Genomic DNA, 12758 nt, shown 5'->3' with positions numbered 1-12758 from the left:
TCCCGATCGGGATGCTAATGTTTCACACGTCGCAAGGGCCTGTGGCGCAGTCTGGTAGCGCACCTCGTTCGCATCGAGGGGGTCTGGGGTTCAAATCCCCACAGGTCCACAGACAACGAAGATCCCGTCCGGTCGGAAGACCGGGCGGGATCTTCGTCGTTCAGGACTCCTCGCGGGGGTCCTCGCGGGATTCCTCGCTCAGGAGTCCTTCGCGGCCTGTCAGGCGCCTGCCGTCGCCACGGCCGTCAGCCAGGCGTTCCAGTCGCTCTCGTAGTCCAGCGAGGTGAGGAAGGAACGCGCGGCGGCCCAGTCTCCGGTGCGGTAGTGGCCGAGCACGGTGGCCACGTCGGCCGGGTGCCTCTCGACCATGTAGCGGGCGGCGAGGTAGCCCCAGTTGTAGGTGCGGCTGACGTCGCTGTTGGCGTAGGTGGTGTCGAACAGCGTGCGCAGGGAGTACGTGTGCTTGCCGGCCTCGGCCATCGCGTTGGTGTAGGTGATGCCGCGGTAGGAGTAGGAGACGTACTCCGCTATGCCCTCGCCCCACCACACGGTGGGGGTGGTCTGGCTCGCGTCGAAGTCGCCGTACAGGTCGAAGCGTCCGTCGAGGTAGTGGGTGTACTCGTGGTTGAGGTTCCAGATCTGCCAGCCGGGGCTCACGTCGGTGCGTTCGTAGCAGATGAAGCGCGGCTGGTTGCCGGCCTTGGCGGGGTCTCCCTCCAGGTACATGCCGCCGTTGTTGGTGTCGATGCCGTAGATCCTGCCCGCGTAGGTCTTGTAGTCGGCGCTGGAGTTGAAGACGTCGACCTCCAGGGTGGTGTTGTAGTCGTCCGCGACCGGCCCCGAGTCGTTCACCACGCTGTGGAAGTAGGCGTCCTGGTTGGCCAGGCTCGCGCAGGTCGCCGTCAGTTGGGCGGCGGTCATCTCCTGGGCCCGGATCCGGAGCGAGGGGCTGCAGTCGTGGACGATCGGCAGGATGCGCGATTCGAGCCTGCCGCCGGTGGTGCCGGTCGCACCGGGGTTGCCCTTGGCGGTGCCGTGGGCCGGGCGCTGGGCCGGGTCCGCGAAGGCGTGGTCCGGCTTGGGCTCGGCCTGGGAGGCCTGGGCGGGAGCGGCCGCGAGGGCGGCGGTGAGCAGGGCGGTGGCGAGGGCCATGATGCGCAAGACGCACTCCTGGTGGGGGAGTTGGGATCCCGTCTTTGACGGGCTGCGCAGTAAAATGGCACATGTCACATGGCTTGAACAGCCCTGCGAACGCAGAAATCCCGCCCGATCGCGTGATCGGGCGGGATCTCGGGTGTTCCGGACGCTGCCGGAGGCTCCGGTTCGGAGGCTTCAGTCCAGAGGCTTCGCGAAGCAGCGGCTGTTGGGGTAGTCGCGGTAGTGGCCGAACTTGGCGCAGGGCTCGTAGCCGCTGGAGGTGTAGAGGGCTATCGCCTCCGGCTGGGCGGTGCCCGTCTCCAGGACCATGCGGGTGCGGCCGGCGGCGCGGGCGTCGGATTCGAGGGCCGCGAGGATGCGGCGGGCCAGGCCCAGGCCACGGGCCTCGGGGATCACGTACATGCGCTTGAGTTCGGCGTCGCCGTCCGCGTAGCCCTCGTCGTTCTCGTCCTGGGTGCGCCAGCCGCCCGTGGCGACCGGCCGGCCCTCGGGGTCGTACGCGAGGAGGTAGAGGCCGTGGGGCGGGACGAACATCCCGGCGTCCAGCGGTGTGGCGTCGCCCTCGTCGCCGTAGCGGACGGCGTACTCCGCCTGGACGGCGTCTTCGAGTTTGACGGCGTCGGGGTGGTCATAGGGCGTGGGCTGGATGTTCATACGGTGGATCGTACATGTATGCGATGGGGAGGTGTCGGTATTCTCCCGGGATGCTCACTGTCACGACCGCGAATGTCAATGGTCTCCGCGCCGCCGCCAAGAAGGGCTTCGTCGAGTGGCTGGCCGGCACCTCCGCCGATGCCGTCTGCCTCCAGGAGGTCCGCGCCGAGGAGGCGCAGCTGCCCGAGGAGGTGCGCAGCCCCGAGGGCTGGTTCACCGTCCACGCCCCCGCCGCCGCCAAGGGGCGCGCCGGCGTCTCCCTCTACACGCGGCGCGAGCCCGACGCCGTACGGATCGGCTTCGGGTCCGCCGAGTTCGACTCCAGCGGCCGGTACGTCGAGGCCGACCTGCCCGGCGTGACCGTCGCCAGCCTCTACCTGCCCTCCGGCGAGGTCGGCACCGAGCGCCAGGACGAGAAGTACCGGTTCATGAGCGAGTTCCTGCCGTACCTCAAGGAGCTCAGGACCCGCGCCGCCGCCGAGGGGCGCGAGGTCGTCGTCTGCGGCGACTGGAACATCGCCCACCGCGAGGCCGACCTCAAGAACTGGAAGGCCAACAAGAAGAACGCCGGCTTCCTGCCCGAGGAGCGGGAGTGGCTGAGCCGGGTCCTCGACGAGGGCGACGGCGGCTACGTCGACGTCGTGCGGGCGCTCCACCCCGAACAGGAAGGGCCCTACTCCTGGTGGTCCTACCGCGGGCGCGCCTTCGACAACGACAGCGGCTGGCGGATCGACCTGATCGTCAGTTCGCCTCGCTTGGCCGAGCGCTGCGTGAAGGCGTACGTGGAGCGGGCGGCGAGCCACGCGGAGCGGTGGAGCGATCACGCGCCCGTGACGGCAGTCTTCGACCTGTAGGGAGCCTCAGCGGAGAGCCCCGCCCGGCTGTGTTGCTCGCCGTCGCCGGACGGGGCCGCATGGGGGCACTATGCGCGCTTTACCGAGTCGGGCGACCCAGCCACTCACGGCCCCCGCCCTCGGGCCACAGGAACGCCGTAGGGCGCTTCCGGCGCTCGCTCGGCAGGCCGGCGGGGTCCTCATAGTCCGAAATCGCGTCGCGCAGGATGCCGACCCGCCCTGCGCCGTCCTCCACGCGTCGCCCGATGGCCGCTGCGGTGACCATCAGTGCCCCTCGGGGTGCCGCCGCATGAACACGTTGCAGTCGGACACCGTGGTCATGTCACCCCCGGCACGGGCGCGAGAGCGCACGTTGGCCAGCTCGATGCATCCCGCGCACCCGTCGACAGGGTCCGGGTCCCGGTCCAGGTGCAACGGCAGCTCGATCGGCGGGGTGCTGTATCGCGTCGGTTCGGTCATGGCGGGAGCGTGGCCCACCCTTGCGGACGTATCTGCCCCCGCACAGCGGACAGTTGAGACGTTCGGCGCTAGGGTCGAAGAAAGCCCAAAAGGCCACGGCGAGGGGGTTGACTTGAACACCGCTCTTCAGTCCGCCATGGAAGCCGCGGGCCTGTCCACGCGGCAGTTAGCGTACCGGGTGGGGGTATCCGCGAAGCAGGTGGAACGATGGCTGAGCAATGCTGATCTGACACCACACGCAAGGAACCGAGCGGACGCCTGCCGGGCGCTGGGAGTGGACGAAGAGATGTTGTGGCCGAAGGTTGTACAGGAACGCGTGAAGACCGGCACCGACCGTGAGTTGGTCCACAGCTACCCGTATCGGTCCGCGTGCCCATCAACGGTCTGGACGGAACTTGTCGAGTCGGCGCGCACTGAACTCTTCCTCGCCGGCTACACGAACTACTTCTTCTGGACCCAGGTGCCCCACTTCGCGGACACGATCCGGCGCAAGGCTGAGGCCGGGTGCCGGGTGCGGTTCCTCGTGGGAGATCCGGACGGAGAGGTGACCCGCCAGCGGGAGATGATCGAGGACGTCGCCCTGTCCGTCTCCACGCGCATCAGGATCACACTGGAGCACCTGGACCGCCTTGGCCCGCTGGAAGGCGTGGAGACGCGCATCTCCACTCCTCTGGATGCCATCAACCACGTAAGCCTGTCCGTGTTCCGCTTCGATGACGACGCGCTGGTGACGCCGCATCTCGCTCGGTTCGTGGGCCATGACTCACCACTGCTGCACCTGCGCCGTCACGGCGGTGGGGGCATGTTCGACCGCTTCGCGGAGCACAGCGAGGAACTGTGGGGGCGAGCCGGCGTCAGTGGTCCCGGACCTCATACTGAGGGCGGGGCCGCAGGTCACGTGGCGCGCTGAAGCCCACGAGATCTGATCCCAGATCAGCATTCGTCGGTTGCGACCCACGCCCCGCGCACAGCCGGGGCAGAGATTCCGGTACGCGCTTCAGCCCATCGGCACGCCGCATCGACACGATCCATCACGTTGAGCGCATAGACCCCGTCAAGAAGCTCAACCTCGACGGCCTGACCGGCAAGGACCTGAGACGCCAACGCCTTATGGAGAGATTCGCGTGCCTTTTCGTCACCGTGAAGCAGGAAGTTGCGCCAGGCGTCCAGCTCGTTGAAAAAGTCTTTGTGCTCTTTGGGGAGACCGATCCTGTCGTCTCGGCCAAGCCGCGCTGCGGCGTTACGGAGACCTCGCCAGCGGTCTATCCACGTGCCGCTCGGAGGGATGCCGGCCTGGAGGTAGACCCAGTTGACGTAGCCTTCGGCGGCCCCCTGCGCAAGGATCACCGTGGCAATCACGGCGTCCCTTTCGCGCTGCCTGCGCTCCATGCCGGTGCGGCCGGCCGACTCTTCCTCAGCCGCCTCTCTCGCGAATCTCTGCGCAGCAAGGGCGCGCGCCTTCGCCTGCCGAAAGAGGACTTGGCTCCCGTTGTAGCCGTGGGTCATCATGACGGCAATCATTCCGGCGCAGTGGCATGACGGCTACCACCGAGCGCCAGCGGCTACTCGCTGGCCCTCAAGGCCCGGTAGAGGGTTGCGCGGGACACTCCAAGAGCCTTGGCGATGGCGGTGACGCTTTCACCGTTCGCCTTACGGGCCTTGGCTGCGGCGAGCTTGTCAGCGTCCATGACGGCCGGGCGTCCACCCGTACGTCCCTGAGCCTTGGCAGCCTCCAGACCGGCCCGGGTGCGGTCCTTGATCAAGCTGCGCTCGAACTCCGCCATGGCGCCCACCACCTGAAGCATGAGCCGCCCATCCGGTGTGTTCGGGTCAATGCTCGCCAGTGCCCCCGTCAGCACCCTGAATCCGATGCCACGGGCGGCGAGCGAGTCCACCAGGGTGACGAGGTCGATCAGCGAGCGGGCGAATCGGTCCAGCTTCCACACGCAGAGGGTGTCCCCGGGGCGGGCGTAGTCCAGAGCGGCCGTGAGCTCCGGGCGGTCCGTGTTCTTGCCGCTTGCCTTGTCCGTGAAGATCCGGGCGCAGCCCGCCTCGGTCAGCGCTTCGTGCTGCAACTGCGCTTCCTGGTCGTCGGTGGAGACGCGCGCGTATCCGATCAAGTGTCCCGTGTTCGTCGTCACGTACCCATCGTCTCGGAACTCGTCTCAGAACATCAAGGGATTGCGGGATGTTCTGAGACGGGTTTTGAGGCACGGATCGAGGCTTGGGGGCGGCACCTCGCGACCGTCTCGCAAACCATCGTTTGTTGGACACCCTGCCGACCGTCACTCAGCGCAGCAGGCGGGGTGCGCTACCGAGGGAACGGACCTCCGTCAGCGACAAGCTGCACTAGACCCACCCACGGGAAATCGCCTGTTGAATGGACCGCGCGCACCCTCCACCGGCCCGTCGGAAGCCGCACCGGGGCCTGGTCCGGCCGCCCTCCGTCGGGATAGTCCACCCCCAGGTCGGCACCGGCTTCCGCCGAGTCCATCAATACCGCCGGACCATCGGTGACCCACAGCCCGGCGTCCTCCCACGCAGTGGTCGGGTCAGCCAAGACGGCCTCGGCTCCCGCGAACAACTCGGCTTCCTGGTCCGCCGCCAACCACCGCACGAACAGACGCTTCTCTGGCAGAAAGCATGTCGTCGCAGGTTCATCGGCCAGGACAAGTGCGTTGGCAGGACCCGCACCCACAGTGATCACTCCAGCCCAGTCCTCTACCTCGCAGGCGCGGTCGTAGTCATCACGGCCATCGGCGTCACCCAGGACGGAACCGTGATCCGTGCACCCACCCCACTCGCTCAGCGAGGATTCCGGTACGACGATCAACGGGCCGCCCATCGACTTGACCCAAACCGGCTTAGCATGGTGGCGACCAGCGTCGTCATGAGAAGCATCCATCCCCGCAGTCTGCCGCCTCCCAGTGGCATACCCGGAAGCCGGCCGCCGCGTGGCCGGTCAGGATGCCAGCCCAATTTTCGATGGCTCGGGACAACAGCCCGCCGAAACAACCTAATTGACCATGCGAGAGTTCCGGCTCCCACACGTGCTGGTCAAGGGTGGAAGGGGGGGCCACCGCCCTGCCCCTCCCGCGCAAACGGATGTGGTTGCGACGCACGTCCGCCCACTTCCAGGCGGGCGCGGCGCGTGCTGCGCACCTTCAGCGGCGCGGTGCTGTGATGGCGAGATGACGGATGGAGCTGGTGATCTGTTTTTCTCTAAGTTTTCTATGTTCAATCAAAAAATAGGTAGAACCGTCATCTCGTCATCGCTCTGCCGCTGAGAAGGGCGTGCTGCGAGTGGCGCTCAAGCCGTCTCGCGTCGCCGCTGTGACTTCGTGCCGGGCAGGTCGATCGACAGTCGTTCCAGCGCGCGGCGCTTCATGTCCGCAGGGCGCCCCCCTCGCTGGCCCTTCGCGCACTCCAGGCGGGTTCCGGTGTCGAGCAGCATGAAGCGCCGTTCCCGGGCGTCGGCGATCCTCCAGTAGTCGGCGTAGGTCTTGCCCGTGGGGACCAGCTCCGTGCGTTCCTTCTGTACCGGAGTCGCTTCCAGGACCTCGGCGCGGCCCTCCAGGGCGTCCACCTGCTCCTGCCAGATGGCGAGGCCGACACGCGATCGCCTGGATTCGCGAACGGCGTACAGCTCACGGAGTTCGGTGGTGATCTCCTCCAGTTCGGGGCGGGGGTCGTAGCCGGGGTACGTCACCTGCTCCAGTACGGGGAAGCCTCCCCACTCCTTCAGGAACTCCCGTTCCGCGTACTCCTCCACCCAGTCGGTCTTGATTGCTGCTGGAGCCTCGCAGAGGAGTCCCTTGGTGCGGGCCCGGCAGACATAGACCGAGTAGCCGTGGGCGGGGACCCGGTACATGCGGCCCTTGCAGGAGGCGCAGTGCAAGACACCGAGCAGGAGCGCGCCCGTGTCCTTTCGCGTCCCGGCTGCCCCCTTGGGGCGCTCACCGAGGGCGGTCTTGATCTCCTCGAACCGGTCGCGTGTCAGGATCGGGTCGGCGGTGATGCTCACCGGCAGGCCGTTGCGGTCCCGGACGACGGACCCCGCGTAGGTCTGGTGGCCTAGGAGTGACGGGGACAGAAGAACGCGCTTGACGGTCTGGCCGACCCACTTGCGTCCCTTCGGGGTCCGCCCCTGCCGGACGTCGTTCCAGTCGCGAGGCGTCAAGATGCCTTCACTGTTCAGGCGGAACGCGATGGCGTTCGGGGCGCTGCCGTCCAGCAGCATCCGGATCATCGTCTCGATGGCTTCGACGCGCTGCGGGTCCTGGGCCAGGGTCCACCCCTCGCCGGCTGGACGCTGCACGGGCATGTATCCGTACGGAGGGAGCCCTCCGGAGTACCGCCCCATGGCCCGAAGCGCCGCATTGGCGCTCGTGACGCGCTCCTTGATGGCCTGGCTCTCCATCTGTGCGGCGAAGGCCAGCAGCATGATGATCAATTCGGACATGATCGAGGTCATGTCCAGCTCCAGGGAGCTACCTCCCGGGCCCTCTGCGAAGACCAGACGCTTGCCGTGGCGCTTTGCCCAGCGTGTCAGCTCGGCCATGTCCCCCATGGAGCGAACGGCGCGGTCGAGCCGCCACCAGATGATCACGTCGAAGTCGTCGGGCCTGGCCAGCCAGTCGCCCAGTTCCGGCCGTTCGAACGGAGTCGTCCTGGTGGCGGAGACGTCCAGGTCCTCCGCGTAGCCGACGACCTCGGCTCCAAGGCGTCTGGCCTCCGCCTCGCCGGCTTCCCGCTGGCGCTTGGGCGATGTCGATTCGTCGGTTCTGACGCTCAGTCGTACCGCGATGAGTGCCCGCAGGCGTGGGTGATCGTTATTCGTATTGGTCATGCGAACCCCCTCCCCGAGCAAACTGTATCTTCATTTCAACCGGCTGGCGGATCGACTACCAGATCGCCACCCCCGGACTCGCCGCCAAGGCCGTCAAGGCCCATGTCGAGCGGGCCGCCAGCCATGGCGAGCGGTGGAGCGACCACGCCCCCGTGACCGCCGTCTACGACCTCTAGGGCGGGGCCCGGGGCCGTCAGGGGGTCTCGCGCAGTCGCCTGTCGAGGGCCAGCGAAAGCTCCGCCTCCACCACGCTCTTCGCCAGCGGGCGCAGTCGCCACAGGTCGTCGTCCTTCGCGTGGGCGCGCAGGAGTTCGGTGAAGAGCTCGGCGAGGGCGTCGGCGTGTTCGCGGACGCGGGCGCCTGCCTTGAGGACCTCGGCGAGCGGGACGCCCTCGCGGACCAGGGCGGCGGAGACGTCGAGCAGCCGGCGGCTGATGTGGACGATCTCCTCGCCGTCGGTGACGAGGTAGCCGAGGTCGAGGGCGGCGGCGAGGTTCTCGGCGGTGACCTCGCCGGCGAAGTGGTCGGCGAGCTCCTCGGGGGTGAGGCGGACCGGCTCCTCCTCGGAGGGGGCGGGGAGGGCGAGGACCTCGCGGACGTTGCGGCCGCTCTCGAAGGCGGTGGTGAGGTCGGCGATGCCGTTGAGGGTGTGGCCGCGCTCCAGGAGGGCGGCGATGGTGCGCAGCCGGGCCAGGTGGTTGTCGTCGTACCAGGCGATGCGGCCCTCGCGGCGGGGCGGCGGGATCAGGCCGCGCTCGCGGTAGAAGCGCAGGGTGCGCACGGTGATGCCGGCGGTGGCCGCCAGCTCTTCCATGCGGTACTCGCGGGGCGCGGATGCGCCCGCGGCCGGCCCGCCCGCGTGGGGCGCGGGTGCGCCGGCGCTCGGCTCGCGCGGGTCGTCCTGTGCGTCCGTCTCGGGACGTGATCCTTCTGCCACACCCGCCAGCCTAAGTTGTACCGCCGGTAACTTTCCCTCGTCGTACCCCTACCGCTCGGTATGGAGCTGCTCTACAGTCCCGACTGTGCCAGTGATTGCTGGCGTAATCGGCCGGGCGCGCGGGAGGCGGCATGGCGAAGCACGAGCACGTACGGGTGGCGGTGATCGGGTCGGGATTCGGCGGCATCGGGGCCGCCGTCCGGCTGCGCCGCGAGGGGATCACCGACTTCGTCGTCCTGGAGCGGGCCGACTCCGTGGGCGGCGCCTGGCGCGACAACAGCTACCCCGGCTGCGCCTGCGACGTCCCCTCCCACCTCTACTCCTTCTCCTTCGCGCCCAATCCGGACTGGCCCCGGACCTTCTCCGGACAGCGCCACATCCGCGCCTACCTGGAGCACGTCACCAACACCTTCGGGATCCGTCCGCACCTGCGCCTGGGCCACGAGATGCTGCGGGCCAGGTGGGACGCGGAGGCGCTGCGCTGGGAGATCGAGACCAGCGGCGGCACCTTCAGCGCCGAGGTCCTCGTCTCCGCCGCCGGGCCGCTCTCCGACCCGCAGATCCCCGACATCCCGGGCCTCGCCGACTTCCCCGGCAAGGTCTTCCACTCGGCGCAGTGGGACCACGACTACGACCTGCGCGGCAAGCGCGTCGCCATGGTCGGCACCGGCGCCTCCGCCATCCAGATCGTGCCGGAGATCCAGCGCGAGGTCGGCAGGCTCACCCTCTTCCAGCGCACGCCCCCGTGGGTCATGCCCCGCATGGACCGGTCCATCAGCGGCGCCGAGCGCTGGCTCCACCGCACGCTCCCGGCCACGGCGACCCTGCGGCGCGGCATCCTCTGGGGCATCCGGGAGCTGCAGGTCGGCGCCTTCACCAAGCACCCGAACGAGCTCGGCCTGGTCGAGAAGCTCGCCAAGGCCAACATCGCGCGCTCCATCAAGGACCCGGAGCTGCGGGCCAAGCTGACGCCCTCGTACCGCATCGGCTGCAAGCGGATCCTGCTCTCCAACACGTACTACCCGGCGCTCGCCGAGCCCAATGTGGACGTCGTCGCCTCCGGGCTCCGCGAGGTCCGCGGCTCGACCGTGATCGCCGCCGACGGCACCGAGACCGAGGTCGACGCGATCGTCTTCGGCACGGGCTTCCACGTCACCGACATCCCGATCGCGTCCCGCGTCGTCGGCGCCGAGGGGCACACGCTCGCCGAGTCCTGGAAGGACGGGGTCAAGGTGCTGCGCGGGGCCACCGCCGGCGGCTTCCCCAACCTCATGATGATCATCGGGCCGAACACCGGCCTCGGGAACTCCTCCATGATCCTCATGATCGAGTCCCAGCTGAACTACATGGCCGACTACCTCCGCCAGATCGACATCCTGGGAGGCCGCGCCGCCCTCGCCGTCCGCCCCTCCGCCGTGAACGCCTGGAACCGCAAGGTCCAGTCCCGGATGGAGCGGACCGTCTGGAAGGCCGGCGGCTGCAACAGCTGGTACCTCGACGCCAGCGGCCGCAACACCACCCTGTGGCCGGGCACCACGGCCGAGTTCCGGCGCGAGACCCGGCAGGTCGACCTCTCCGAGTACGAGGTGATCCGCGCGCCCAGGCCGGTGCCGGCGCCCAAGCCCGAGCAGGCCCCGAAGTCCGCCCGTACCCCCCGGAAGAAGGAGACCGCCAAGTGACGCTCCAGAGCCTTCCCGCGCCCCGCGCGCTCACCGCCGTCTCCGCCGACGGCTCCCCGATCCACGTCGAGGTGTACGGCCCCGAGGGCGCGCCCGCCGTGGTCCTCTCCCACGGCTGGACCTGTTCGATCGCCTTCTGGGCCGAGCAGATACGGGCCCTCGCCGCCGACCACCGGGTCGTCGCCTACGACCAGCGCGGCCACGGCCGGTCCCCGGCGCCCGCCGCGACCGGCGGTGCGGGCTACTCCACGACGGCGCTCGCCGACGACCTGGAGGCGGTGCTCGCGGCCACCCTCGGCCCCGGCGAGCGGGCCGTGATCGCCGGCCACTCCATGGGCGGCATGACGGTCATGGCGGCCGCACGGCGGCCAGGCTTCCGGCAGCACGCCGCCGCCGTCCTGCTCTGCTCCACCGGCCCCTCGCGGCTGACCGCGGAGGCCACCGTCGTGCCGCTCGGACCCGGCGGGCTCCGCAGCCGGCTGACCAAGGCCGTCCTCGGCGCGAAGGCGCCGCTCGGCCCGGTCAACGCCGTCTCGAAGAAGGTCCTGAGGTACGCGACGATGGGACCGGGGTCGGCGCCGGAGCGCGTCGAGGCCTGCGCCCGGATCGTGCACGCCTGCCCGCGCGGCGCCCGCCACGGCTGGTCGCAGGTCCTGGCCGGGCTCGACCTCGAAGCGGGCCTCCGGGAGCTGCGGCTGCCGGTGGCCGTGCTCGTCGGCACCGCCGACCGGCTCACCCCGCCCGTCCACTCCCGTGGGATGGCGGAGGCGCTGCCGCACTGCACGGGCCTCGTCACACTGGCGGGCATGGGCCACATGACACCGGTGGAGGCCCCGGAGGCCGTCACCGCGCAGATCCGCGAACTGACCCTGACGTACCTGGGCGTCAAGGAGAACGAGGAGGCAGGGGCATGAGCAGGGTGAGCCTGGAGGGACAGGTCGCGGTCGTCACCGGCGGGGCCCGGGGGGTCGGGGAGCTCCTCGCCCGCAAGCTCTCCGCGCGCGGCGCGAAGATCGCGCTGGTCGGTCTGGAGCCGGAGCAGCTGAAGGAGGTCGCCGGGCGGCTGCACACCGAGGCCGACTGGTGGCACGCCGACGTCACCGACCACGAGGCGATGGCCCGGGTCGCGGCCGAGGTGAAGGAACGGTTCGGGAAGGTCGACATCGTCGTCGCCAACGCCGGTGTCGCGGCGGGCGGTCCGTTCGTCGACTCCGACCCGGTCGCCTGGCGGCGGGTCATCGAGGTCAACCTCATCGGCGGCGCGGTGACGGGCCGGGCGTTCCTGCCGGTCCTCATGGAGTCGCGCGGGTACTTCCTCCAGATCGCCTCGCTCGCGGCCATCACCCCGGCCCCGATGATGACGGCGTACTGCGCCTCCAAGTCGGGCGTCGAGGCCTTCGCGCACAGCCTGCGCGCCGAGGTCGCGTACAAGGGCGTGAAGGTCGGCGTCGGCTATCTGTCCTGGACCGACACGGACATGGTGCGGGGCGCGGACCAGGACGACGTGATGAAGGAGCTGCGGCAGCGGCTGCCGTGGCCCTCGAACCGCACGTACCCCCTCGGTCCGGCCGTCGACCGGATCGTCGCGGGCATCGAGCGGCGCTCGGCCCATGTGTACGCACAGTGGTGGCTGCGCGGGATGCAGTCGGTCCGCGGCTACCTGCCGAGCCTGATCGCCACGGTCGGGCAGCGCGAGATGCGGCGCTTCGAGCCGCGCCTGGGCTCGGTCTCCAAGGGCCTGGTGGGCGCGGGCGGGGCTGCGGACGAGCAGGCGCGCGCGGAGGGTTCCTCCGCGCGGTAGCCGTCGGGAGGGCTCCCGGCGTGGTAGCCGTCCGTAACTGATCGAAATGCGTGGAGTGTTCGCTCGTGCAAGGCTGGTCGAGCCCGAGGGGCACATCGCCCCCACCCCCTTCGCACCCCTTCTAGGAGTGAACTTCCATGGGCATGCAGGACCAGTTCAAGGACAAGGCCAAGCAGGCCACGGAGAAGGCCAAGCAGGCCGCCGGCAAGGCGAAGGACGAGGCTTCCCAGCGTGCCTCCCAGGGCCGCGGGCGCGCCGACGAGGAGACCCGCCGGGCCCAGCAGGAGGAGCAGGACCGTCTCGACATGGACTACGACGCCTGACGTCGGTCCGTCCTTGAGGAAGGCGCACCCGGGGCCCCGGGTGC

14 protein-coding genes, 1 tRNA gene and 1 pseudogene are annotated in these 12758 nt (G+C 69.4%); 8 read left to right on the top strand and 8 right to left on the bottom strand.

Going from position 1 to position 12758, the window contains the following annotated elements:
* Positions 1-35: 35 nt before the first annotated feature.
* Positions 36-109: transfer RNA gene (locus CCN56_RS25180), tRNA-Ala, on the top strand.
* Between the two features lie 110 nt (positions 110-219).
* Here the strand turns inward: CCN56_RS25180 and CCN56_RS25175 are convergent.
* Positions 220-1152, bottom strand: a complete 933-nt coding sequence (locus tag CCN56_RS25175) for a collagenase (protein ID WP_086830243.1) — start codon at positions 1150-1152, stop codon at positions 220-222.
* A 180-nt stretch (positions 1153-1332) separates the two neighbouring features.
* Positions 1333-1812 carry a GNAT family N-acetyltransferase gene (locus tag CCN56_RS25170; RefSeq protein ID WP_086830238.1) on the bottom strand — a complete coding sequence of 160 codons (480 nt, stop codon included), beginning with the start codon at positions 1810-1812 and terminating at the stop codon, positions 1333-1335.
* 50 nt (positions 1813-1862) lie between these two features.
* Here CCN56_RS25170 and CCN56_RS25165 point away from each other — a divergent pair, with 50 nt between their 5' ends.
* Positions 1863-2666, top strand: coding sequence for an exodeoxyribonuclease III (locus CCN56_RS25165; protein WP_086830236.1), 804 nt, complete (start codon positions 1863-1865; stop codon positions 2664-2666).
* A 264-nt stretch (positions 2667-2930) separates the two neighbouring features.
* Here the strand turns inward: CCN56_RS25165 and CCN56_RS25155 are convergent, their stop codons facing one another.
* A complete protein-coding gene (locus CCN56_RS25155) occupies positions 2931-3125 on the bottom strand; it encodes a hypothetical protein (RefSeq protein WP_086830233.1) in 195 nt (64 codons plus the stop codon).
* Between the two features lie 286 nt (positions 3126-3411).
* Between CCN56_RS25155 and CCN56_RS45920 the strand changes: the two genes are divergently transcribed.
* The gene (locus CCN56_RS45920; RefSeq protein ID WP_086830241.1) at positions 3412-4035 is read left to right on the top strand and encodes a DNA-binding protein; all 624 of its coding nucleotides are present in this window, start codon (positions 3412-3414) and stop codon (positions 4033-4035) included.
* Between the two features lie 23 nt (positions 4036-4058).
* Here CCN56_RS45920 and CCN56_RS25145 read toward each other — a convergent pair whose 3' ends face one another.
* The 4 genes from CCN56_RS25145 to CCN56_RS25130 all read right to left on the bottom strand — a co-directional run bounded on the left by CCN56_RS25145 (position 4059) and on the right by CCN56_RS25130 (position 7974).
* On the bottom strand, positions 4059-4634 hold the full coding sequence (locus CCN56_RS25145; protein ID WP_143664618.1) for a hypothetical protein: 576 nt from the start codon (positions 4632-4634) through the stop codon (positions 4059-4061).
* Between the two features lie 53 nt (positions 4635-4687).
* Complete coding sequence (locus tag CCN56_RS25140; RefSeq protein ID WP_107484219.1) at positions 4688-5266, bottom strand: recombinase family protein; 579 nt, start codon at positions 5264-5266, stop codon at positions 4688-4690.
* Between the two features lie 170 nt (positions 5267-5436).
* Positions 5437-5970 carry an Imm21 family immunity protein gene (locus CCN56_RS25135; protein WP_086830229.1) on the bottom strand — a complete coding sequence of 178 codons (534 nt, stop codon included), beginning with the start codon at positions 5968-5970 and terminating at the stop codon, positions 5437-5439.
* A 465-nt stretch (positions 5971-6435) separates the two neighbouring features.
* A complete protein-coding gene (locus CCN56_RS25130; RefSeq protein ID WP_086830227.1) occupies positions 6436-7974 on the bottom strand; it encodes a recombinase family protein in 1539 nt (512 codons plus the stop codon).
* 35 nt (positions 7975-8009) lie between these two features.
* Between CCN56_RS25130 and CCN56_RS44850 the strand changes: the two are divergent.
* Positions 8010-8150, top strand: a pseudogene (locus CCN56_RS44850) (exodeoxyribonuclease III); the annotation flags it as partial.
* 17 nt (positions 8151-8167) lie between these two features.
* Here the strand turns inward: CCN56_RS44850 and CCN56_RS25125 are convergent.
* Positions 8168-8788 (bottom strand): MerR family transcriptional regulator, encoded by a 621-nt coding sequence (locus CCN56_RS25125; RefSeq protein WP_086830225.1) that lies wholly within the window; start codon positions 8786-8788, stop codon positions 8168-8170.
* 254 nt (positions 8789-9042) lie between these two features.
* Here CCN56_RS25125 and CCN56_RS25120 point away from each other — a divergent pair, with 254 nt between their 5' ends.
* The 4 genes from CCN56_RS25120 (at position 9043) to CCN56_RS25105 (ending at position 12714) form a co-directional block, all read left to right on the top strand.
* Complete coding sequence (locus CCN56_RS25120) at positions 9043-10590, top strand: NAD(P)/FAD-dependent oxidoreductase (RefSeq protein WP_086830224.1); 1548 nt, start codon at positions 9043-9045, stop codon at positions 10588-10590.
* Positions 10587-11504 (top strand): alpha/beta fold hydrolase, encoded by a 918-nt coding sequence (locus tag CCN56_RS25115; protein ID WP_086830222.1) that lies wholly within the window; start codon positions 10587-10589, stop codon positions 11502-11504. The genes CCN56_RS25120 and CCN56_RS25115 overlap by 4 nt, the downstream gene beginning before the upstream one ends.
* Positions 11501-12391 carry an SDR family oxidoreductase gene (locus CCN56_RS25110; RefSeq protein ID WP_086830220.1) on the top strand — a complete coding sequence of 297 codons (891 nt, stop codon included), beginning with the start codon at positions 11501-11503 and terminating at the stop codon, positions 12389-12391. The genes CCN56_RS25115 and CCN56_RS25110 overlap by 4 nt, the downstream gene beginning before the upstream one ends.
* A 137-nt stretch (positions 12392-12528) precedes the next feature.
* The gene (locus CCN56_RS25105; protein ID WP_086830218.1) at positions 12529-12714 is read left to right on the top strand and encodes a hypothetical protein; all 186 of its coding nucleotides are present in this window, start codon (positions 12529-12531) and stop codon (positions 12712-12714) included.
* Positions 12715-12758: the final 44 nt, after the last annotated feature.

This window comes from Streptomyces sp. NRRL B-24572 (genome assembly GCF_002156145.1).
GTDB lineage: Bacteria > Actinomycetota > Actinomycetes > Streptomycetales > Streptomycetaceae > Streptomyces > Streptomyces vietnamensis.
Note: the sequence above shows the minus strand (reverse complement) of the source record. Positions and strands in the feature narration are given on the sequence as shown.